This is a genomic window from uncultured Roseibium sp., assembly GCF_947499295.1.
Taxonomy (GTDB): Bacteria; Pseudomonadota; Alphaproteobacteria; order Rhizobiales; family Stappiaceae; genus Roseibium.
Genome location: NZ_CANMNP010000001.1, coordinates 28,619 through 48,134, shown reverse-complemented (window position 1 = coordinate 48,134; position 19,516 = coordinate 28,619). Strand labels below are relative to the sequence as shown.

Genomic DNA, 19,516 nt, shown 5'->3' with positions numbered 1-19,516 from the left:
TGGCAGTCATGGTATTATTAGGTAGATAAATTATCTTGATATGTCAGTTAAGTATTATGGACTGCTGTTAAGGGGACAGGCTAGGCTTCGGATCCTTAAAGTGGGTATGCCAATCAGTTGAAATCTGATTCAAATTCCTGAACAGGAGTCTGTAGAGGTCCAATGGGTTATTCTGGCGCAGCGATGAGCAGATTTCACGGTTGCAGCCGCTTTTGCCGACTGATACGCGGGGCAAGGCACGTATTGATGATCGGCGAGTGATCAGCAGGATCATTCGTGTCCTGAAGTCGAGCGGTCGCTGGATCGATGCGCCGGTTGTCTTTGAACCAAAGAAATCCTTGTACAATCGCTTTGTTCATTGGTTCGGGAAAGGAGTCTGGACACAGGTCTTCGATACGCTGTTGCACGCTGCCGGTCCTGTCCTTGATTAGATGATCGCCTCTCGGTGATGCTCGCATCACCTGCCAGCCAACGCACAGCACCGCTGTTCGGGCACAAGGGGGGGATCAAGCACCTAGAGCGCCAGGACGAGAGCTGATTTGGCTGTTTGGGAAAGGTCCAGTTTCTTCCGTTCGACCGTTGCAGTAAATGGCAACTTTATACTGCGCCGGAACACGTTGAATTGCCGGTAACCCAGCTTTTCCAAAACTGCGATCAGTTGCATTCCGCTGACATCGTTCAATACCTCAAACAGCAACGGAATACCTGAATTGACAAGAGTTTTTTCTGCTCCATCAATGACGTTTTTCTCGTGGCCTTCCACATCGATCTTGATCAAACCAATTCGACGCGGGTCGATGCCCTCGTCTGCGACAAATGCATCCAACTGCATGCAAGTGATCGTTGTTCGATCAACGGGAACCGTATGGTGATCACCATTGAGGGTGGCCCAGCCGAGATTGCCATTTTGAGGAACATAGAATGGCACTTCACCACTTTGGTTGGAAAGGGCGAGGTTGACTGGTTTGGCATTGGCAACATTGGCCAACACAATATTGGCCTTGAGAATATCATACGTAATCGGATTGGGTTCGAACGTGTAGATTTTCGAGAAGTAGTCGCGCAGCAAAATAGAATAAACACCGATATTTCCACCCACATCGAGGAAAATGGCATCCTTTTCCGGTGAGTTCTCATCGAGATAGTCCAGAACACCGTCGAGTTGGGTCTGTTCAAAACTGCCAGTACTAAACAGACGCATGCCGATCACATCGTCCATTGGAACGCAGATGTGAGTGAAGCGGTGCTTTTGGACTGCGCGTTTGCGCATAAATTCGGCAAGACTATTCAGCCCACGATCAAACAGAAGGCTCGGTAAGCTTGTTTTACGCAACATATGGGAAGACCTGAAAATACGTCGTTTAAATCGCTATCTTCAAACTATGCAGAAAGGATTTACACGTAATTAAAGGTTGAATTGTTTCTTTTGTTTTGGGGCTTGCGTTTAGGCAAGGATTTGTTTCCAAGGATGTCTTTAACTTCAATGAGATGCCGTGGTAATCATACTCGTCATTACCCAAATTGCATGCTCCATATTTGGATACTTGGGACGACTAGGTGTAAGTTCTGAGAAGGTTGATGCATTGCGGACATGCTTTCTAAGAACGCTTTCGCCGCGGTCGATGCGACACTTAGTGTCTAAGGCTCACCGTTCGGCATATTTGCGTCGTCGATATGCATCTGAATTATAGACACCATTGCGACGAACTATGGCCTGCCAATTGCCAGATGAAAGCTTTTGAAAGTTGGCCAAGTTTGCTATCCAGCGTTTACACTTTGTACGGACAGAGAGATCCAAAGAGGGGTAAACGTGCGCAGTTTTGTCCAACTTTAGGTGTACATATTCGCTTTAAGAAAATGAACAAATGACGAAATATCAAGAGCATAAGTTTGCTGTTGCGCCGATGATGGAATGGACGGACCGGCACTGCCGTGCGTTTCACCGGCAGCTGACGGCGCGTGGCTTGCTCTATACCGAAATGGTGACGACGGGTGCGGTGATCCACGGGGATCGGGAACACCTGATTGGGTTCACCGAGATTGAACACCCAATTGCCTGCCAACTGGGCGGATCCGATCCGGATGAAATGGCAAAGGCGTCGAAAATTGTTGCCGACTTCGGGTATGACGAAGTCAATATCAATGTCGGTTGTCCATCCGACCGGGTACAGTCCGGCCGCTTCGGCGCCTGCTTGATGCAGGAGCCGGATCTTGTCGCCAGTTGCGTGTCGGCGATGAAAGATGCGGTCGATATTCCGGTGACCGTCAAGTGCCGGCTGGGTGTTGATGAACAGGACACTGAGAGCGCGCTTGATGACATGGCCGACAAAGTCTTTGCGGCCGGTGCGGATGCACTCTGGGTGCACGCCCGAAAGGCATGGCTTCAAGGCCTCAGTCCCAAGGAAAACCGGGACATTCCGCCGCTCGACTATGACCGCGTTATCCGATTGAAAGAGCGCATGCCGGACAGGTTCATCGGCTTGAACGGCGGATTGCAATCGCTCGATCAGGCAGAGCCCTTTCTGGAAGATCTTGATGGCGTGATGTTCGGGCGCGCTGCCTATCATACGCCTCAGCTCCTCGGCGAAGTCGACCGCAGGCTCTATGGCAGCCGGGAGGGTGATGTCTCACCCTGGGATGCTGTGCGGGCGCATATGACCTATCTTGAAGACCAGCTCGGCAAGGGCGTCAAACTCGCGCGCATGACCCGCCACATGTTGGGGCTCTTTCACGGACGGCCTGGCGCGCGGTCCTGGCGGCGCATTCTGACGGTCGAGGCGATCAAGCCGGGGGCAGGGCTCGACGTTGTCGAGAAGGCACTCGCTGCCGTCAGCCCGACGGACTATGACGTTGAGGCTGCCGAATAGCGTTGCTGCAAGTTCAAGGGGTCATGATCAGACGGTCGCCTTCGATCCGCCAGCTTCTCAATCGGTCCAGTGCCGTCATTCCAAAAAGGCTTGCTTCAAGATTGCCTTGTCTTCCTACGAACGCACGAACATTGCGCAAGGTATGATCGCCGATAGTCAGGCTTTCTATCCGCACGGGCGCGACCAGAGTTCTTCCATTGGCTGTTGAAACCGGGACTGTGAATGAAAGATCCCGATCCTCAAAGCCTGCGCGGAGGGCGTCCTGATAGCTCAGAACAACTGCGCTGGCGCCAGTATCCAGCAGGAAACTGGTCCGTGTACCGTTGACACGGCCATCAAGGACAAAATGGCCCCCGGCATCACGCACAATCAAGAGAGATCCATCAGGTTGGCTGACGGCAAGACCCGGCGACAATGCCCCCAGCACCCGGTAGCCTGCCTGCACAAGATCTGTACGAAAGGTGTAGCCGATCACAAGAAGAGCGCAAAGACCGCCCCAGAACAGTGTTCCTTGGATGATTTCCCGCACCTTCGGTTGGCCGAAAATGAAGCTGGCGATGAAAACAAACGCCAGTGCCGACAAGGCCACGACACGCGGGCCCCTGTCATCGAAGTTGGCGTTGGCCGGGTCCGTCGGATCACCGAATACGGCGTAGAAAACGGCGATGCCAGCGACCACGATCAGGACGGCGACGATGAGGCCGCGCAGTTGCTTCGGGCCACCCATCAGCGCGCTCCGGAAATGCCGCCACCACGCGTTTCGTGTGCGGCCTTGCGGCTATCCAGCCCGGACATGATCTGGGATCGGATTTCTGCGCTATAGCTCGACCAGCCGGCAATTTCGTCGAGTGAGCGCCAGCATCCCGTACAAAGGCCACTGTTTCGGTCGATCTGGCAGATTTTTATACATGGCGAATTCATGTGGCGCATATGGCGCTGGAATATGGCTTTGCCAAGACGTCATGCCTCATTCAATTGCGGTGATCCATCAAGTTCCACCGCCTGCATAGTTGAACGGGGCTGCAATGATGCGAACGGGCAGCGCAATTGTGTTGCCGACCAAATTGCCCAGATCATCGCCAACTGTCCCGGCGTTTCCCCGGTTTACCGACCTGGTCAAGCTCGATTGCCCGAGAGTTTTGCGCAATTGCGGTTGAAACTGAGCCAATTGAGCGAATTTCGAGTGATGAGACCCGTCCTGGGCATCCAATTCCGTTAGATCCACGACGACGGCACCAAGCTCGGTCAGCTCCTTGTCATCGGAAAAAGCACCAACACGTTCCTTGCCACCGGCTATGGCCCGTGACAGGCGCAATGCCCGGTCGTCACGAGAAACAATGACGATATATGGTTTGGGTGGGCGGCCGAGTTTTTTCAGCTGTGCCTTGAAGAGGTCGATGTCGATATCGGGTGCTGCAAGTATGACCTCGTCAATCTTGCGTGTCATTTTGCGCCTGTCATTCGGAGATGCCTGCACCGCCGTTTCCATCAACAGCCAATTGCCCATGGAATGCGCAAGAATTGTGATCTTCTCTGCGCGTGTGTTTGACAGCTGGATAAGCGTCTGCTCCAGGGCCTGCCGCGCAATCGCAGCGCTGTTCAGGTCATAGACATAGTCCTGAACCTTACCTCTTGAAGCCCATGTGAAGAGAACCGGAACGCCTGAAAACTCTGAATCGTGAATGATCTGCGTGAACCGGTAAAGGGCTTCGGGAAAGCGGGTATTGTAGCCGTGAATGAAGACAAATATTTCACGTTCGTCGCGCGGTTTGGCAGCCAGCCGACGATTTATCTCGTTCGTGAAGGAAGCCTTGTCGGCGATATAACCGGCCTTTCGTGTCACAAAGTTCTTTTCAGGGTCCCCCGGGAAACTGTTTGGCCATTCAATTTGTCCCGGTTCATGGTCCGGAGGAACGGAGATGGACGCTTCCGCATAGCCGATGGCCTGTCCGCGTTCACCGCCGAAATAGGTGTCGGGGGTCGCATCCTTGTCACGTGTCGTGACAATCATGATGTCGGTGACCCGCGCTCCCGGGGCCGGTGCGTCGTTCAACGCCAGGGCGCCAAGGTCAGGTCGCTCGCCGCAGGCAGCAAGACCGAGACACAAAAAAACAATCGTGAAAGCCCTGAGGCATGCTGCCTGGTGCTTGAAGAACGGATCGCGCGGGAAAGTGGCGGTCATCTGTTTGGCAGCCTTTACTCGGTAACTCAGGGCACCATAAGCATCCCAAGCAAAAAACCAAGTGCGCAAATTTGCTGAATTGCGCCCAGAACATCGCCTGAAACACCACCAATCTTTTGGTTGGCGAGGTGTCCGATGCCAAATGCCAGGGCTGCCGGTATCAGGCAGGCAAGCAGTAATCCCGGCAACGTGAGCAGGAAGACTGCAGGCAGGAGGAACGGAGCCGTGAACAAAAACGCCTGTCGGACGCAGTTTTTGTCAGGTTTTCCGAACCGGGCCGCCAGGCCGTCTGGGCGGGCGAGGGGGCGTTGCTGCCACTGCCAGACAATAAAGGCGCGACTGGCCGCTTCTCCACCAAGGAAAAGCAGGGCAGCATCGGCCGGATCGAAACGCTGCCAAAGAGCGGCAAGGAGCGCAATCCTCAAGATCACTGATAGTACCAGTGCCAAAGCCCCGAAGGCCCCGATGCGGCTGTCCTTCATGATATCCAGCCGTTTTTGCCGGGTTGAGCCGCCAAAGAAACCGTCTGCAACATCGCTGAGACCGTCTTCATGAAGGGCACCTGTTGTGACAGCCAGCATGGCGGCAATCAGCGCCGCAATGGCAAGAACCGGAAGAGCTGTATAGCCCAGAAGCATGCCAAGACCGGCGGCCGGCAAGGCAACGGTCACACCGGCTATGGGGGCGGCCCGGCTGATCTTTTCAAAGTCCGGTACGGCAGCCGGATCGTCTTGAACGTTGACTTTTTCCAGGGGCAGACGAGAGAAGAATCGAACACAGGCTGCAGTGTCGGCTATCAGTGCCGGGAAACTTCTTCTGAGCCGATTGAATTGATCCCAGGTTTTGTCGGTTCCGGTTTTTGCACCTGAATCAGCAGGTTGGTCGGTTTCAGGGCTCATCAGGCCGGTCCTGTGCTTGAGTTTTGCGTGTGCGCCGTTATAGATCAGCGCCTTAGCGAGACCAAGTGGCTGGCATGTACCGGCCGAAGAACCGGAACCTGAAATCCATGTCCCTTTCCGAGACCGCGCTTCCTTTTGACGACATCCGCAACTTGGTAAAATCCATGCCCGGGCCGGATGATGAAGCGGTTCGCAAGGTGAAGGAGCGGGACGCGCAATTGACTAAACCCGCCGGTTCGCTCGGTCAGCTGGAAGAGATTGCAGAGTGGCTGGCAGCGTGGTCCGGCAATGCGCCGCCCAAGGTCACGCGGCCACTTGTTGCGATCTTTGCAACAGCGCATGGCGTAGCAGATGAAGGCGTTTCTGCGTTTCCAAGCGCGGTCAACCGGCAAATGGTCGAAAATTTCGCAGCAGGTGGTGCCGCGATCAATCAGATCTGCCGTGCGTATGATGTCGGATTGAAGGTATTTGACCTTGCTGTCGACATGCCAACACCCAGCATCACGAAGGAAGATGCCCTCGATGAAGCCAATTGCGCAGCCACTATGGCCTACGGCATGGAAGCGCTGGCCGGTGGTATCGACCTGATTTGTCTTGGCGAAATGGGGATCGGCAACACGACGGTTGCTGCCGCGGTCATCAATGGTCTTTTTGGCGGCAAGGCAGAGGATTGGATCGGACGTGGCACTGGTGTCGATGACGAAGGTCTGAAACGCAAGCGTGACGCAGTTGAGAAAGCCGTTGCCCGCCTTGGTGGTGAAAGGGATCCGTTGGAGGTCCTGCGCAAGGTTGGTGGGCGTGAGATCGCGGCGATGGCCGGGCTGATCATTGCTGCGCGATTGCAAAGAGTACCCGTCATTGTCGATGGATTTGTCACGACTGCCGCAGCAGCCGTTGTTTATGCAATGGACCCGGATGGGCTTGACCATTGCCTGTTCGCCCATCTTTCCGCAGAACAGGCACATGCCAAAACCCTTGAGCATATGGGCAAGGAAGCCTTGTTCGATTTTGGAATGCGGCTTGGTGAAGGATCGGGTGCAGCGCTGGCTGCAGGTATTGCAAAGGCAGCTGCTGAAATGCATTCCGGCATGGCGACTTTCGCGGATGCAGGCGTTTCGGAAAAATCAGACGACGAGGAAATCTGAAACGCTTGAGTGCGGCATCGATCAGGCCGATTTGGCGCCAATGTCCTTGTTGTTCCCAGGGCCCCACTGCACTTCCGGCGAATAGTTCATGATACGTGTGCGGGGCAGCGTAACTGTCACCTCGGTGCCATTGCCAGGGCTCGATTTCAGTGAAAAATTGCCGTCATGCATGCCGATAAGAGCTTGTACGATCGACAGTCCCAGGCCTGTACCGGGTTCCGCGCTCTTGATTGCATGAGACCCTTGGCCGAATGCTTCCAGAACAGTGGGGATTTCATCTTCGGGAATACCGGGGCCGCTGTCCTTGATGGAAACGTACTGGCCGCCTTCTGCAGTCGGTCCGACCACAATCCTGACCTCGCCGCCAACCGGCGTAAACTTCAAGGCGTTGGACAGTAGATTCAGAACCACCTGGCGCAAGGCACGTTCGTCCGCCCACACAGTTGGCAGGTTTGGTTCGTGTGCATGGTAAATCGAGATCGATTTCGCTTTGGCCCGCACCTTCATCATGGCGCCGCATTCTTCAACGACATCATCGAGCAACAAAGGAGCCTCGTGCAATTCGTGACGTCCAGCCTCGATGCGTGACAGATCCAGAATTTCATTGATCAGATTAAGCAGATGCTGGCCGGAACCGTGAATGTCCTCTGAATAGGACCTGTAAGTCTTGTTGTGCATCTCACCGAGAACTTCATCCTTCATGATTTCAGAAAATCCGAGGATCGCATTGAGCGGTGTGCGCAGCTCATGGCTCATCGTTGCCAGGAAACGTGACTTGGCCATGTTGGCCGCCTCGGCTCGGCGCCGCGCTTCGTCCGACATTGCGTTTGCTGTTTCAAGTTCCGCAATCAGATGATCCTTGTCAGCGCGGTATTCCAGCATTGTATTGGCGTTCTTCAGGAGCTGGTTGCCGAGGATCAGAAAGAACCCTTGAGCGCCGATCGCCATCGCAGCCAGCGTATAGTGGATCGGATCGACTTTTTGCAGAAAGCTGATCGTGACCACCAGCGTGATTGGCATGGTGCTGACCAACAGACACTTGGGCAGCGTAGCGGCCTGCATCGTGTTCATGGCCACAACGATCAAAAGGGCCGCAAACTGAAAAATGACAAAACCTTCGCCGGCACCGTTCTTCAGCGGCAATATGAAAAACAGGGCCCAGCTGCAGCCATAAATGAGTTCACCGATGGTGAAACGGAGACGCCAGATGGACCGTACTTTCTGGTCCGACGGTGCTCTTTCATATGAATGGCTGGTTACGACCATCAAAAGATGGGTGCACAGGACAACTGCGAACCATGCGCCAATCGAAACAGGTTCGACCCAAAGAACCGATATGGCGGCAACAATGAGTGCCAGTAGCGGAACCGCATAAGCGGCATTGATACGGGTATCGGCAAAAAGATGCTGCCGCTCAAGATCGAAAGTTGTGTGCAGACCGGTTGGTGTGCCCAGTTTGCTGCGCACATTGTTCATCGTGCGTGCCAGCTCGCGGCGGCGTTTTGCCCGCTGCTGGTTGATGGCGACTTTTTCGTCGCCTGTTTCTGGCGCAAGGATGCCCATTTGCCGCCCGCACGGTTTTGATTTGGTTATTTGGATACTGCGTGTTTATTGAAAGTGACTCACCATTCCTTAAGATCGTCCTCAGGAGCGTGGTAAGAGAAGTGTTAACCGGCTGTGCCAAGGTGCAACTCATTGTCTGAAAAGAAGATTTCTGAAAGCTTGAAGTCCATTGCAGCTGACATTCGTGCATGCCGTATATGCATTGAAAATCCAGAGAAATCTGCGCTGCCACACGCGCCGCGTCCGGTCCTTCAAGTGTCGTCCTCTGCAAGGCTGTGTATTTGTGGTCAAGCACCTGGAACCAGGGTTCACAAAAGCGGCAGACCATTCACGGATCCCTCCGGAGACCGTCTCAGAAACTGGATGGGGATCGGGGAAGATGTGTTTTATGACGCGGACCGACTTGCCATTATTCCTATGGGGTTCTGTTTTCCAGGATTGGACGCAAAGGGAGGCGATTTACCGCCGCGCAGCGAGTGCCGGAAAACCTGGCATGATAAGCTTTTTGCGGCGATGCCTCAGTTGGAACTTGTTCTGGTAATTGGACAATACGCACAGGCCTATCATCTAGGCAGCCGCCGTGGAAAAACGCTTACCGAAACCGTATCCAGGTGGAACAGCTATCTTGAGGAAATGCCGGGGAAGGATCAGCCCAAAGTGTTGCCTTTGCCCCATCCGTCCTGGCGAAACAATACGTGGCTCAAGAAAAACCCATGGTTCGACAAAGATCTGGTGCCTGTTCTGCGAAGCGAAGTCGCACGCCTGACTTCCCGCTAGAAGGCTGAACAGCGTTTTCGAATTTTTTTCTCAATTGGGGCGCATTTGACATTCATGTTGAAATTCCGTTACGAGGATTGGCTTGGAATTGAAATCATTTACCAAGATCTGAGCGACCTGCCACAGTTAGACGAAACGAAAAACAATGATTGACCGTATCGACCGCCGAATTCTTTCAATCCTGCAGGAGGACTGCACTGTGCCGGTTGCTGAAATCGGTCGCCGTGTCGGATTGTCGACCACACCTTGCTGGCGGCGCATTCAGAAGATGGAAGAAGACGGCGTCATCACAGGCCGTGTCGCCTTGCTTGATCCGACGAAGGTCAATGCAAAGGTAACTGCGTTTGTCGCCATAACGACGAGCCAGCATTCTGAGGACTGGCTGAAGAAGTTTGCCGATGTAATCCAGGAATTTCCGGAGGTGGTGGAATTCTACCGGATGGCCGGGCAGGTTGACTACCTTTTGCGTGTGGCCGTTCCGGACATTGAAGCCTATGATGCTTTTTATAAAAAGCTGATTGCCAAAATCGAGATATCGGATGTGTCGACGACATTCGCTATGGAACAGATCAAGAATACGACGGCATTGCCGTTGGCATATGTTGCTGCTGAAAAGCCCCGCGCGGACAACTAGACCGGATTTGCGCTTACCGATTGGTGCCCGGCTGAGTGCCTGGCGAGAAAACGTGAACACTCAGCTTCAGTTACGTGCTGCCCGCTGAAAATCTCGGCGTAATTGGGCATGCGTTCAAGTCGCGGTAGAAACGGCTCGGACGGCCTGTCCTTCATCATGGAGATGTAGCCGATCTGGGTCTGATAAACAGTATTGGCCCGAATGTTTGCATAAAGAGTGTCAAAGCCGTACCGCTCAAACATGACTTGGAGGGCATCCACCCGGATCTTGTCGGCCTCTTCAAGCTGCCTGGCCAGGACTGTGTCAACATGAGCCCAATTTCGGACTGCAAACTCAAGTCGTGAATCGAATAGGTCCGGCATCAGCCAGAGGTCGAAAACGTTGAAAACGGCTTCGTTGATTGTTTCGGCATAAGCTTCTGACCGCTCGATCAAGTTGCCGGTATTTTTTGATTGCCAAAGCGTGATCAAAGCGCCCAGCAATTCATTTCGATCCGAGAAGTGACCGTAAAAACTGGTGCGAGACAGCTTCAAACGGTCAGCAAGAGGCATGACCTTTACGCCATCGATCCCCTGTTCAAGCAAGGCATGATAGGCAGCGTCGATCCAGATCGCCCGGCTGCCGCGCCAGCCGGATGTTTTTTCAATCAGATGTTCCATCGTTCATTCTCGATAGCAGCGATAGATCGCGCTGCCAAACAAAATTGACACCTATGTTTTCAAAAACGACATAGATGTCGTTTTTACGTCTTTTCACATGTAGTCACCCGCAATTAGTCTCGCTGATGCCGACACTGAATAGTGCGCTTGAGAGGAAGGCTGATGTCCAAAGATCCGCTGTTACAGCCCTATCGGCTCAAACACCTGACGCTGAAAAATCGGATCATGATAACCTCGCACGAGCCGGCTTACCCTGAAGATGGGATGCCGAAGGATCGGTACCGCGCTTACCACGAAGTGCGCGCAAAAGCCGGTGTCGCGATGACCATGACAGCAGGTTCAGCGGCTGTGTCGCGCAATTCTCCCCCGGTCTTCAACAATATCCTGGCTTATAAGGATGAAGTCGTTCCCTGGGTGAAGCGGTTGACCGACGCGTGTCATGATCATGGTTGCGCGGTGATGATCCAGTTGACGCATCTTGGACGTCGTACCCACTGGAACAAAGGGGACTGGTTGCCTGCCGTTTCCGCCGGGCATGAACGGGAAGCAGCTCACCGTGCATTTCCCAAACAGGTGGAAGACTGGGACATTCAGAGGATCGTCCAGGACTATGCCGATGCTGCCGAGCGCATGCAGGCAGGTGGAATGGACGGGATCGAATTGCAGGCCTATGGCCATCTTATGGACCAGTTCTGGTCTCCTGCCACCAACACGCTCGACGGTCCATATGGCGGCTCCCTGGACAACAGGATGCGTTTCTCGCTGGAAGTGTAAGCGCAGTCCGTGAACGCGTTGGAACGGACTTCATTGTCGGGATCCGCTTCACCGCGGACGAAGATCTGGAAGGCGGACTGTCGGCAGAAGAGGGGCTGAAAATAGCCAAACGCCTGAAGGAAACGGGTCAGATCGATTTTCTCAATGTCATCCGCGGGCATATTGACACCGATCCTGGCCTGACGGACGTCATTCCTGTTCAGGGCATGCCGAATGCACCCCATCTCGACTTTGCGGGAATGATCCGCAAGGAGGTTGGCTTGCCGACGTTTCATGCGGCCAAGATCCCGGACGTTGCTACTGCCCGCCATGCCATCGCGGAAGGTTTGCTGGACATGGTCGGGATGACCCGCGCGCATATGGCCGATCCACTGCTTGTGAAGAAAATTGCCGAAAGGCGGGAAGAAGACATCCGGCCCTGCGTCGGTGCAACCTATTGTCTCGACCGGATCTACCAGGCAGGCGATGCCCTTTGCATTCACAATGCGGCGACAGGCCGAGAACTGACCATGCCGCATGAAATCGATGCTGCAACAAACAAAAAGAAGGTCGCCGTCATTGGAGCCGGGCCTGCGGGAATGGAAGCCGCCCGGGTAGCTGCTGAACGCGGGCACGATGTGATTGTCTTCGAAGCAGCTCCGGATGCAGGCGGTCAGGTTCGGCTCACCGCACGATCAGAACGGCGGCGAGAGATGATGTCGATCATCGACTGGCGCATGGAGCAGTGCCTGAAGCGGAATGTCGTCTTCCGTTTCAATTCCTTTGCAGCGGCAGACGATATCTGCGTTGAAAACCCCGACGTCGTTGTTGTCGCAACTGGCGGGCTGCCACATACCGACGTTTTGCACGAAGGCAACGACCTTGCCGTTTCTTCCTGGGACATCATCGCAGGTGACGTGAAGCCGGGACGGCGCGTTCTTGTCTATGATGATGCAGGTGATCACGCTGCGTTGCAGGCTGCTGAAATTGCAGCAAAAACCGGTGCTCATGTGGAAATCATGACCCCTGACAGATCGTTTGCGCCGGATGTCATGGCAATGAACCTCGTGCCTTATTTGAGGGCACTACAGGACAGGGACGTTCGTTTCACCGTGACATACCGTCTGAAAGCCGCGAAGCGGTCGGGCAACATGATAACCGCAGTAATCGGCACTGATTATTCAAACCACACGGAAACGCGTGAGTTTGATCAGATAGTCGTCAACCATGGAACAATTCCCATGGATGAGCTCTATTTTGAACTCAAGCCCAAATCAAAGAACCTTGGTGCCATCAATCAGGAAGCGTTGATCTTTGGTCGTCCGCAGCCGCTCGGAGCCAATCCGGATGGGCAGTTTGCACTTTTCAGGATCGGCGATGCTGTGTCGGCACGAAATACTCATGCGGCGATCTACGACGCGTTGCGGTTGCTGAAAGACATATGACGGTCACGCAGACTGTGAAGTTTTTGCCGTGTCTCAACTGAATAAGCGTGTGCCGCTTTTGCACTACGGGAAATGCAAAAAAGCCTCTAAGTTCATCAGGAACACGGATCGATGATGCCGATTGGAAAGGACCAATCACTATGTACAGCGATGCGGACATACTTTCTTTGTTGATGAGCCGCAGGCCGGGATATTCCCTGCCGCAGGCATTCTATACCGACGAGGATGTTTTTCAGGCGGATATGAAGAACATCTGGCACAAGGAATGGGTTTTCGCCGTGCCAAGCGCCGAGCTGCCAAAGTCTGGCAACTATGTAACGCTGCAGATCGGGGATTACTCAATTGTTGTCGTACGAGGTTCGGACGGCAGGATCAGGGCATTTCACAACTCCTGCCGCCATCGGGGCAGCCGCATATGTTCAGCCGCACGGGGCTCGGCACCGAAGCTTGTCTGCCCGTATCATCAATGGACTTATGAACTCGACGGCAATCTGCTCTGGGCGCGCGATATGGGGCCGGATTTCGACCCAAAACAGCATAGCCTCAAGACTGTCCATTGTATTGATGTTTCCGGCATGATTTTCATCTGCCTTGCCGATGCCGCGCCTGATACGTCTGCTTTGGAAAAGCAGGCATCGCGGTATCTTGGGCCACATGACCTGACAAATCTGAAGGTTGCCCACCAGTCATCCATTGTTGAAAAAGGCAATTGGAAACTGGTGCTTGAGAACAATCGTGAGTGCTATCACTGTTCGGGGTCGCATCCTTCGCTATGCCGGACATTTCCGGATGATCCGAACCTTTTTGGTGGTGACGATACAAATACAACCAATGAAGCCAGGCAACATATTTCGCGGTGCGAAAGCGCCGGTCTGGCATCCAGGTACGTCATCTCACAAAATGAGCAGTGGCGCTTTGTTCGCATACCGATCCTCGGAGAAGCGGTCAGCTATACGATGGATGGAAAGGCTGCAGTTTCCAGGCGGACCGGAACAATTCCATTCGACCACGCAGGCGCATGCCTCTTCTTTCACTATCCGAACACCTGGAACCATTTCCTGTCAGATCATGTTCTGATGTTCCGTGTCTTGCCGATTGGGCCAATGGAGGCGGAGGTCACAACGTTCTGGCTGGTTCACAAGGATGCAAATGAAGGTGTTGACTACGATCTCAACCGCCTGACCGAAGTGTGGATCCATACCAATAATGAAGATCGCCAGATCATTGAAGAAAATCAGCGAGGCATCAGATCGCCGGCCTATGAGCCTGGACCATATTCACCGGTGCAGGAAAGCGGGGTGATACAGTTCGTTGAATGGTACGCCCGGACGCTGGAAGCCGGTCTGCTAGGCCGTTTCCGAGTGGCCGCGGAGTAAGATCATGATCCCGATGCCTGCGCGCGACACGCCGGTGTGGTCCGATGAGGAACTGCTGGAATGCGTGATGGTGGTGCCGGAAGCACCTAACGTGAAGACCTTCTCGTTTCGCCCGCCGTCAGGAGCTGGTTTCGTTTATCGGGCCGGTCAGTTCATCACGCTGGACTTGCCTGTCCCAGGGGGTAATCTTCAAAGAACCTACACGCTATCTTCGTCGCCGGTCTCCAACGCCTACATAACCGTGACCGTGAAGGCGCAGGAGGGCAGTGTCGGCACGCGGTGGATGCTCGATCATCTCAGGCCAGGCATGCGCCTGAAAGCGTTTGGCCCGGCGGGGCTTTTTCACCTGCCTGCGGTCCCTGATGGAAAGTATCTCTTCATTTCGGCCGGTTCCGGCGTGACACCGGTGATGTCCATGGCGCAGACGCTCTTTGAAAGAGGGGAAGACCCTGACATTTGCTTCATCCAATGCGCGCACCGACCGGTGGAGCTGATTTTCAGGCAGAAACTGGAATATATGGCAAGCCGGGTCACAGGATTGCAGCTGCATTTTGTTGTCAATCAAAGCGATCCATACGAAGTCTGGACCGGCTATCGAGGCCGGTTCAATCAATTGATGCTCGGGCTCATGTGCAGCGACTATCTGGAGCGTGATGTGTTCTGTTGTGGCCCGTCTGGCTTCATGGAAAGCGTGCGCGAAATCCTGAATGCGCTTGGGTATGACATGGAGCGGTATCATCAGGAGAGTTTTCAGGCTCCGGCAGAAACGAGGGATGAACTCACCGATTTCGATGACGTGGTGCCTCAGGAGGATCAACAGGCACAAGTCGTCTTCACCAACTCGAATGTTTCGGCCTGGTGCTCTCAGACGGACACCGTCCTTGCTGTTGCCAAAGAAGCTGGTCTCAACATTCCTTCGGGCTGCACCTTCGGTGTTTGTGGAACATGCAAGGTCAGGAAGGGTGCCGGCGAGGTTCACATGATCCATTCCGGTGGTATCAGTGATGAGGATATCGAGGCAGGATTTATACTGGCTTGTTGTTCCAACCCGATTGGAACTGTAGAGGTTGAGGCCTGATCGGTCGGCCTGAGCATTTTCAAAAACAAAGATCGCGGCAGCAGTATTCGTTGAGGTTGGTATAAGCTCAGGGAAGGCCGAGACGGGTTCTCACCTTCTCTGAATCCAGTTCCTTGACCGCTTCCTTGCCGATCCGACGCGCAATTCTGTCGTCCGAAGCTTGAAGTTCAAGGGCAAGGGCGAGGGCAGGGCCGTGCAGGTCAGTTGAGCGCTTGCCTATCTGGCGCAATGCCCAGTGAACGGCCTTCCAGACAAAGTTTCGTCCGTCGCTCGAAGCTTCCCGGATCAGCTGCAGGTGCTCAAGGAACTCAGCATCAGATGCTTTCTTGGCATGAACCGCGCGCCATGCGATCAGGGCAAAGGCAGCCCGTTTGACGAACTCTCGCTCATCAAGGGCCAATTTCGTAACCAATGCGTTCGAATCTGCACGCCGCGCCAGAACGTTTGTCAGCTGGTCGCACAAATCCCAGGAGCCGATGTCTTCCAGCCAAGTCAGTGCCTGCTCAGGTGTCATGTCCTTTGCGGGTGTCAACAAGATCGCAAGAAGTCGTGCTTCATGAAAGCCCGTTTCCCAGAGATCTCGAGCCAGTTCGGGCGATCTGCCGATCTTTTTTGCAAAGGGACGCAATACTGACATCGGCACACCAAATGCCTGGTCGATCTCGATGCCAAACCGCGCCATTCCAGCGCGGTTTGTGTCCGAACCGGAACACCGGAGTTCGGCCAGGACATCATCGACGGTCAAGTGGTCGTCATCTCGCACTTTCATGTCAGCCGACTTTATTTCTTGTCGGCATTTTCAAGTCGCGCAATCAGGCTGGACGTGTCCCAACGATTGCCACCCATTGCCTGAACTTCGGCATAGAACTGGTCGACAAGAGCGGTTACCGGTAGACGTGCACCTGTTTCATTGGCGGTGCTTAGGCAGATGCCAAGGTCTTTGCGCATCCAGTCAACTGCGAACCCAAATTCGAATTCGCTGGCATTCATGGTTTGCCAGCGATTTTCCATCTGCCAAGACTGTGCGGCACCGCCGCGGATCGCCGAGATGACCTTTTCGACGTCAAGGTCGGCCTTTTTGGCGAAATGAATAGCTTCGGAGAGCCCCTGAACAAGCCCTGCGATACAGATCTGGTTGACCATCTTGGTCAGTTGACCTGCGCCGCTGTCACCCATGAGACCAACGAACTTTGCAAAACAGTCAATAACCGGTTTGGCTTTGTCGAACACGTCCTGATCACCACCGCACATCACCGTCAGGACACCATTTTCCGCGCCTGCCTGACCACCGGAAACCGGTGCATCGATAAATCCGCACCCTTTTTCCTTTGCAGCAGCATAGAGTTCGCGGGCGACATCGGCCGAAGCAGTTGTGTTGTCGATAAAAACAGCCCCGGTTTTAAGACTGTGAAAAGCACCATCCGGTCCGGTTGTTACCGACCTTAGATCTTCATCATTGCCGACACAGGCAAAAACGAAATCGCACCCTTCGGCTGCTTCCATGGGCGTGTGTGCGACGCTTCCGCCAAATTCCGCAGCCCACTTTTCGGCCTTTGCTGTTGTGCGGTTGAAGACCGTGACCTCATGGCCTCCCTTGGTTTTCAGGAAACCGGCCATAGGATAGCCCATGACCCCGAGACCAATGAATGCAACCTTTGCCATGAAGACGTTCCTTTTGCATGAGAAGGCCCGGCAAATCTGCCGGGCCTTGCTGTATTTAAAGTCGTCATGGTTTTAGGCCATTTGCGGCCGGCTGTCAGCTAACAGCACGCATCAGAGCCAGTAAGGCCTGCGCTTCCAGAGCTTTGCGGGTATCCCATGCCTAGCTGCCGTGAGGTCAAGGTGTTGCTGGGTTCTCGGGTCGGGACGCGTGAAGGATGTGAAGCGACTGGCATCGAGAAACTTCTGAATTTGAAGACTTAACATCTGCTTACAACTCCTCATCGGTGTGTCTGGTTGAAAAGTGATGCTTTTTCGCCCAAATTACCAATCAGGAAGATTTTTAATATGTAAGGAAAAATTACATATGGATTGGCGCTCGCTTCCGCCCCTCAATGCGCTGAAGGCTTTTACCGCGGTTGCGGGACGAAAAAGTCTTTCAGCAGCAGGTCGAGATCTGAATGTCACGCACGCGGCGATCAGTCAGCAAGTTCGTAGTCTTGAAACCTTCATGGGTCAGCAATTGGTTGTCCGGGAAGGCCGCGGCATTGCACTGACGCCGGAAGGGGAATTGCTTTTCAACGGCCTGAAACGCGGCTTTGAGGCAATTCAGGAAACGGTGGATGAGCTCCTTGAAGACGATGCGGCAAGGCCTTTGCACATAACGACCACACCGTCCTTTGCTGTCAGCTGGCTAATGCCCCGGATCAATGATTTTCGCCTGAAACATCCCGAAATTGAATTGATGCTCAATCCAACGCCTGAAGTTGTCGAATTGACACCAGGAGGTGCTGATCTGGCGATCCGGTATGGCGATGGAGACTGGCCAGGGATTGCGGCTGAACTCTTTATGGAGACCCATTTCGCGGTCGTCGGCGCAAGTTGTCTGGTCAAGGATCGAAAGATTGAGAAACCCGAAGACATTCTGGATTTCCCCTGGCTACAGGAATACGGCAGCAACGAATTGAAACTCTGGTTGGAAAAACAGGGGAAGGTGCCTTGTGGCAAACTGAATGTCACCCACATGCCCGGCTACATGGTCCTGGAGGGTTTGCGGCGTGGCGACGGCATTTCCGCTGTCGCGACGGCCTTTGTCGAGCCTGATCTTGAGACAGGAAATCTGGTCATTTTGATTGAGGGCAGCATCTATGAGGGGACAGGATACTACATAGCATCGAGACCGGGCGTAAAACGTCCCCCCTTAAAAGCCTTCATGAGTTGGCTCAGAACCATGCGAGCTGAACAGGAACACAAATCCAAAAGCATATGCTAGAGCATCGGCCTAAAGTGCCGCCAGTGCCTGATCGAGGTCGGAAATCAAATCATCCGCGTGTTCTATTCCGACTGACAGGCGAAGCAGGTTCTCCGGAATGCTGGAACCTGGGCCTTCAATTGTAAATCGATGCTCAACGAGGCTTTCCGTACCACCAAGTGAAGTTGCCCGTTGGAAGAGATCCAGCGCGCCTGCCACATTCAGGGCCGCCTCACTGCCGCCCTTGACCTGCAAGGATAAAAGAGACCCGAATCCTGCCTGCATTTGTGTTTTGGCAAGATCGTGCTGAGGATGGTTCTTGAGACCGGGATAGAGGACCGCTTCAATCCGCGGATGTTTTTCCAGAAAACCAGCAACTGCCATGGCGTTCTTGTTCATGCGTTCCACCCGCAGGGACAGCGTTCTGAGGCCACGCAGGAGCAGCCATGTCTCGAACGAGCCGAGAACGGCACCGGCGAGTTTTCGTTCCTCGCATATCAAGTCCCAGCTTTCTGAAGCTGCGTCCTTTGCCGTTACGACGCCGCCGAGCAGATCAGAATGGCCATTCAGTGCCTTCGTTGCTGAGTGCATTACAAGATCGGCACCCAATTCCAGCGGTTTCAGGATCAATGGGGTTGCAGCAGTCGCATCAACCGCCAGGACGGCACCTGTCTGGCTACACTGTTGCGCTATGCTTCTGATGTCCGCGACCTTCAAAAACGGATTGCTTGGAACCTCAAGCCAGACAAGATCCGGCTTGGTTATGGAGAGTTCCTCGTTGAATGCTTGCAGGTCCGCAGCGTCTGCTTCAATCAATGCCACTTTGTTGCGGGCGCACAGCTTGCGCAAGAACAGCGTGGTTCCCCAGTAAATGTTCGACTGGACCAGCAGCGTGCCACCCGGTTTGACGAGACGGGCCACCGCGGCCACTGCCGCCATTCCGGAAGCGAACAATCGGCTCTGGGATCCGCCTTCCAGAGCAGCGATCAAACCTTCAGTCTTTTGGTAGAGCTGATTGTCGTCCCGGCTGTAGATGTGACCGGGGCTGACAGGTTCATAGTCTTCGTCACGGACAAAGGTGGTCGCCATCTGGATTGGCGGTACCACTGCACCGGTCGCTTGATCGAAGCCACCTCCGGCATGTGCCAACAGGCTGTCTGGGTGCAGGCCTTGAGCCTTGGGCAGGGTTGCGGACATAGCGAGGTATCCTCATGGAAAAGGGACGTT

Annotated in this window: 17 protein-coding genes and 2 pseudogenes; 9 read left to right on the top strand and 10 right to left on the bottom strand. The window is 54.1% G+C overall.

The window, feature by feature from the left end; genetic code table 11:
- Window positions 1-191: 191 nt before the first annotated feature.
- Window positions 192-419: pseudogene (locus Q0835_RS00250) on the top strand (transposase); the annotation flags it as partial.
- Between the two features lie 95 nt (window positions 420-514).
- Here the strand turns inward: Q0835_RS00250 and Q0835_RS00245 are convergent.
- Window positions 515-1,336 carry an FkbM family methyltransferase gene (locus tag Q0835_RS00245; protein ID WP_298957702.1) on the bottom strand — a complete coding sequence of 274 codons (822 nt, stop codon included), beginning with the start codon at window positions 1,334-1,336 and terminating at the stop codon, window positions 515-517.
- Window positions 1,337-1,865: 529 nt separating this feature from the next.
- Here Q0835_RS00245 and dusA point away from each other — a divergent pair.
- Window positions 1,866-2,867, top strand: a complete 1,002-nt coding sequence (gene dusA, locus Q0835_RS00240) for a tRNA dihydrouridine(20/20a) synthase DusA (protein WP_298957699.1) — start codon at window positions 1,866-1,868, stop codon at window positions 2,865-2,867.
- A gap of 13 nt (window positions 2,868-2,880) precedes the next feature.
- On the opposite strand, the gene Q0835_RS00235 is transcribed toward dusA, so the two are convergent.
- The 4 genes from Q0835_RS00235 to Q0835_RS00220 form a co-directional block, all read right to left on the bottom strand.
- Window positions 2,881-3,594 (bottom strand): TIGR02281 family clan AA aspartic protease, encoded by a 714-nt coding sequence (locus Q0835_RS00235; RefSeq protein WP_298814151.1) that lies wholly within the window; start codon window positions 3,592-3,594, stop codon window positions 2,881-2,883.
- Entirely contained in the window at window positions 3,594-3,788 is a 195-nt protein-coding gene (locus tag Q0835_RS00230) for a DUF1289 domain-containing protein (protein ID WP_298814150.1), read from the bottom strand. The genes Q0835_RS00235 and Q0835_RS00230 overlap by 1 nt, the downstream gene beginning before the upstream one ends.
- A gap of 67 nt (window positions 3,789-3,855) precedes the next feature.
- Window positions 3,856-5,049 (bottom strand): alpha/beta hydrolase, encoded by a 1,194-nt coding sequence (locus tag Q0835_RS00225; protein ID WP_298814148.1) that lies wholly within the window; start codon window positions 5,047-5,049, stop codon window positions 3,856-3,858.
- 26 nt (window positions 5,050-5,075) lie between these two features.
- Window positions 5,076-5,948, bottom strand: coding sequence for an adenosylcobinamide-GDP ribazoletransferase (locus Q0835_RS00220; protein ID WP_298957697.1), 873 nt, complete (start codon window positions 5,946-5,948; stop codon window positions 5,076-5,078).
- Window positions 5,949-6,055: 107 nt separating this feature from the next.
- On the opposite strand from Q0835_RS00220, the gene cobT reads away from it, so the two are divergent.
- On the top strand, window positions 6,056-7,093 hold the full coding sequence (gene cobT, locus Q0835_RS00215) for a nicotinate-nucleotide--dimethylbenzimidazole phosphoribosyltransferase (RefSeq protein WP_298958577.1): 1,038 nt from the start codon (window positions 6,056-6,058) through the stop codon (window positions 7,091-7,093).
- Window positions 7,094-7,114: 21 nt separating this feature from the next.
- On the opposite strand, the gene Q0835_RS00210 is transcribed toward cobT, so the two are convergent.
- The gene (locus Q0835_RS00210; protein WP_298957695.1) at window positions 7,115-8,656 is read right to left on the bottom strand and encodes a HAMP domain-containing sensor histidine kinase; all 1,542 of its coding nucleotides are present in this window, start codon (window positions 8,654-8,656) and stop codon (window positions 7,115-7,117) included.
- A gap of 132 nt (window positions 8,657-8,788) precedes the next feature.
- Here Q0835_RS00210 and Q0835_RS00205 point away from each other — a divergent pair, with 132 nt between their 5' ends.
- Both Q0835_RS00205 and Q0835_RS00200 read left to right on the top strand, forming a co-directional pair.
- The gene (locus Q0835_RS00205) at window positions 8,789-9,433 is read left to right on the top strand and encodes a uracil-DNA glycosylase family protein (protein WP_298814142.1); all 645 of its coding nucleotides are present in this window, start codon (window positions 8,789-8,791) and stop codon (window positions 9,431-9,433) included.
- A 148-nt stretch (window positions 9,434-9,581) separates the two neighbouring features.
- Complete coding sequence (locus tag Q0835_RS00200) at window positions 9,582-10,067, top strand: Lrp/AsnC family transcriptional regulator (protein WP_173006250.1); 486 nt, start codon at window positions 9,582-9,584, stop codon at window positions 10,065-10,067.
- Here the strand turns inward: Q0835_RS00200 and Q0835_RS00195 are convergent.
- Window positions 10,064-10,714 (bottom strand): TetR/AcrR family transcriptional regulator, encoded by a 651-nt coding sequence (locus Q0835_RS00195; RefSeq protein ID WP_298958576.1) that lies wholly within the window; start codon window positions 10,712-10,714, stop codon window positions 10,064-10,066. The genes Q0835_RS00200 and Q0835_RS00195 overlap by 4 nt on opposite strands.
- Window positions 10,715-10,888: 174 nt before the next feature.
- Here Q0835_RS00195 and Q0835_RS00190 point away from each other — a divergent pair.
- The 3 genes and pseudogenes from Q0835_RS00190 (at window position 10,889) to Q0835_RS00180 (ending at window position 15,378) form a co-directional block, all read left to right on the top strand.
- Window positions 10,889-12,924: pseudogene (locus Q0835_RS00190) on the top strand (NADH:flavin oxidoreductase).
- A 140-nt stretch (window positions 12,925-13,064) separates the two neighbouring features.
- Complete coding sequence (locus Q0835_RS00185) at window positions 13,065-14,300, top strand: aromatic ring-hydroxylating dioxygenase subunit alpha (RefSeq protein WP_298957693.1); 1,236 nt, start codon at window positions 13,065-13,067, stop codon at window positions 14,298-14,300.
- Window positions 14,301-14,304: 4 nt separating this feature from the next.
- Window positions 14,305-15,378, top strand: a complete 1,074-nt coding sequence (locus Q0835_RS00180) for a hybrid-cluster NAD(P)-dependent oxidoreductase (RefSeq protein WP_298957691.1) — start codon at window positions 14,305-14,307, stop codon at window positions 15,376-15,378.
- Window positions 15,379-15,445: 67 nt separating this feature from the next.
- On the opposite strand, the gene Q0835_RS00175 is transcribed toward Q0835_RS00180, so the two are convergent.
- Window positions 15,446-16,147, bottom strand: a complete 702-nt coding sequence (locus Q0835_RS00175) for a DNA alkylation repair protein (RefSeq protein ID WP_298957686.1) — start codon at window positions 16,145-16,147, stop codon at window positions 15,446-15,448.
- A gap of 11 nt (window positions 16,148-16,158) precedes the next feature.
- Complete coding sequence (locus Q0835_RS00170) at window positions 16,159-17,040, bottom strand: NAD(P)-dependent oxidoreductase (protein WP_298957684.1); 882 nt, start codon at window positions 17,038-17,040, stop codon at window positions 16,159-16,161.
- Between the two features lie 364 nt (window positions 17,041-17,404).
- Between Q0835_RS00170 and Q0835_RS00165 the strand changes: the two genes are divergently transcribed.
- Window positions 17,405-18,310, top strand: coding sequence for a LysR family transcriptional regulator (locus Q0835_RS00165; protein ID WP_298957682.1), 906 nt, complete (start codon window positions 17,405-17,407; stop codon window positions 18,308-18,310).
- A 9-nt stretch (window positions 18,311-18,319) separates the two neighbouring features.
- On the opposite strand, the gene Q0835_RS00160 is transcribed toward Q0835_RS00165, so the two are convergent.
- Window positions 18,320-19,486: a PLP-dependent aspartate aminotransferase family protein gene (locus Q0835_RS00160; RefSeq protein ID WP_298957681.1), complete on the bottom strand. Its 1,167-nt coding sequence runs from the start codon at window positions 19,484-19,486 to the stop codon at window positions 18,320-18,322.
- Window positions 19,487-19,516 lie beyond the last annotated feature (30 nt).